The organism is Zhongshania sp. (genome assembly GCF_041623545.1).
Lineage (GTDB): Bacteria > Pseudomonadota > Gammaproteobacteria > Pseudomonadales > Spongiibacteraceae > Spongiibacter.
This window is the reverse complement of record NZ_JBFJWS010000404.1, coordinates 1-2,350: the sequence shown is the minus strand read 5'-3', so window position 1 is coordinate 2,350 and position 2,350 is coordinate 1. Positions and strand designations below refer to the sequence as shown.

Sequence of the window (2,350 nt, the reverse complement as noted above, 5' to 3'; positions counted from 1 at the left end):
GCCTATAAATTCCGCGGCAAGCGATTTGATTGTGGCAGTGTGCCGGGCTTTATTGAGGCGACAAACTACGTTTATGAAAATATTTATGATGAGGCCTCAGCGTGAGTAGCAGTGAAATAACGTGTTTTAAAGCCTACGACGTTCGCGGTCGTATTCCTGATCAGTTAAACGAAGATATCGCTTACCGTATTGGCCGCGCCTTTGCTGAGGTGATTAAGCCGAAGAAAGTGGTTGTTGGTCACGATATTCGTTTAAGTAGTGAGTCAATTAAAGGCGCCTTAAGTGACGGCCTGCGTGACGCCGGTGTCGATGTTTACGATATTGGCTTGTGTGGCACCGAAGAGATTTACTTTGCTACGTCCCATGCTGATATGGATGGCGGTATTGCCGTTACCGCCAGTCACAACCCTAAAGACTACAATGGCATGAAGTTTGTGCGTGAAGGCTCGAAGCCCATCAGTGGTGACACCGGGCTATTTGATATTAAATCGCTTGCTGAAAAGAACGAATTTGCGCCTGTCGCGACCCGAGGCAGTCTGCAAGCTTTGGATACCTCGGCAGCGTATATTGAGCATTTGCTCAGCTATATCGATGTTGAATCCTTAAAGCCCCTGAAAATTGTTGTTAACGCCGGTAACGGTGGCGCCGGTCGGGTGGTTGATTTGCTTGAACCTTATCTGCCTTTTGAGTTTATTCGGGTTCATCATGAGGCTGACGGTAATTTCCCTAACGGTGTACCTAACCCCTTGTTGGTTGAAAACCGTCAACCCAGTATTGATGCGATTAAAGCGCATGGTGCTGATTTAGGCATTGCGTGGGATGGTGATTTTGATCGCTGCTTCTTTTTTGACGAAACCGGCGATTTTATCGAAGGTTATTACGTGGTCGGTTTGTTGGCTGAGGCCTTTTTGCTGAAAAATCCGGGCGAGAAAGTCGTGCATGATCCCCGTTTAACCTGGAATACCATTGCCATCGTTGAAGAGGCGGGGGGTACGGCAGTGCAGTGTAAAACCGGCCATGCTTTTATTAAGGAGCGGATGCGAATCGAGAATGCGGTGTATGGCGGCGAGATGAGCGCACACCATTATTTCCGGGATTTCGCATTTTGTGACAGTGGCATGATTCCCTGGCTATTGGTGACACAGCTAATGTCGGTGAAGTCGGCCAGTTTGTCATCACTGGTTGAGCAGCGGGTTGCGCTATTCCCTTGTAGCGGGGAGATTAACCGCGAAGTTGCCGACGCCAAAACTGTGATTGCGGCGATTCAGGCCCATTACACGCCACTGGCGGCGGCGGTGGATTTTACTGATGGCTTGAGTATGAGTTTTGACGGTTGGCGATTTAATGTGCGGATGTCGAATACCGAGCCGGTAGTGCGGCTCAATGTTGAAAGCGATGGCAATATCCCCTTGATGGAAGCGAAAACCGCTGAATTGTTGGCGATGTTGTAATCCACGTTTAATGGTAAAGCAATGCAATAAAGGCGCCGTGAGGCGCCTTTATTGCATCTGAGCTTGGGCTGAATCAGCTGGTTTGCGCTTGCTGGTAACGGGTAATAAGTTGCGCGGTTGAGGAGTCTAGGGCTGCGTTGATGGTATCGTCACTGTTGCCGCTTAGCTTGTCCATTAGGCGTTGGCTGATCTGCTTGCCGAGTTCAACACCCCATTGGTCAAAGGGGTTGATTCCCCACATAAAGCTCGCGGTAAACAAGCGGTACTCATACAGGGCAATGAGTGCGCCGAGGCTTTCGGCGTCGAGTTTATCTATTAAAATCGTTGTGCTGGGGCGGTTGCCGGGCATTGCCTTGTGCTGGGCGAGTTCTTGGGCGGCATCCGTCGCCATGCCGTTGGCGATTAAGTTCTGCTCAATATTGGCGGCGGTTTGACCCTGCATTAAAGTTAGGCTTTGGCCAAAGCAATTGGCAAGCAAGGCTTGGTGTTGCTCGCCGATGGGGTTGTGAGAGCTAAGGCTGGCGATAAAATCGCAGGGAATAACGTCGCTACCTTGGTGGAGTAGTTGGTGAAAGGAGTGTTGGCCGTTGGTGCCTTCGGTGCCCCAGATGACGCCGCCAGTGGCATTTTGTATCGGGGTCCCGTCGGCTTTTACCGATTTGCCCGCGCTCTCCATAAATAATTGCTGCAAATAAGTGGGCAGCAATTTTAGGTGGTGTTCATAGGGCAGTACGGCTTGTGAGCTCATGCCCCAGGCGTTGCGATACCACACATCTAAAAGGCCCAATATAAGGGGGGTATTACTTTCTAGTGGCTGCTTGGCGACGTACTGGTCGACCGCGTAACCGCCCTTGAGTAAGGCGCGGAAGCTGTCCATGCCGGCGCATAATGCGATGGCT

Annotated in this window: 1 protein-coding gene and 2 pseudogenes; 2 read left to right on the top strand and 1 reads right to left on the bottom strand. The window is 50.8% G+C overall.

The features are described from left to right. A pseudogene (locus ABYT30_RS18535) lies at positions 1-105 on the top strand (UTP--glucose-1-phosphate uridylyltransferase); the annotation flags it as partial. Beyond that, the gene (locus ABYT30_RS18530) at positions 102-1,451 is read left to right on the top strand and encodes a phosphomannomutase (protein WP_373082905.1); all 1,350 of its coding nucleotides are present in this window, start codon (positions 102-104) and stop codon (positions 1,449-1,451) included. The pseudogene ABYT30_RS18535 and the gene ABYT30_RS18530, both read left to right, overlap by 4 nt. A 73-nt stretch (positions 1,452-1,524) precedes the next feature. On the opposite strand, the pseudogene ABYT30_RS18525 reads toward ABYT30_RS18530, so the two are convergent. Beyond that, positions 1,525-2,350, bottom strand: a pseudogene (locus tag ABYT30_RS18525) (glucose-6-phosphate isomerase); the annotation flags it as partial.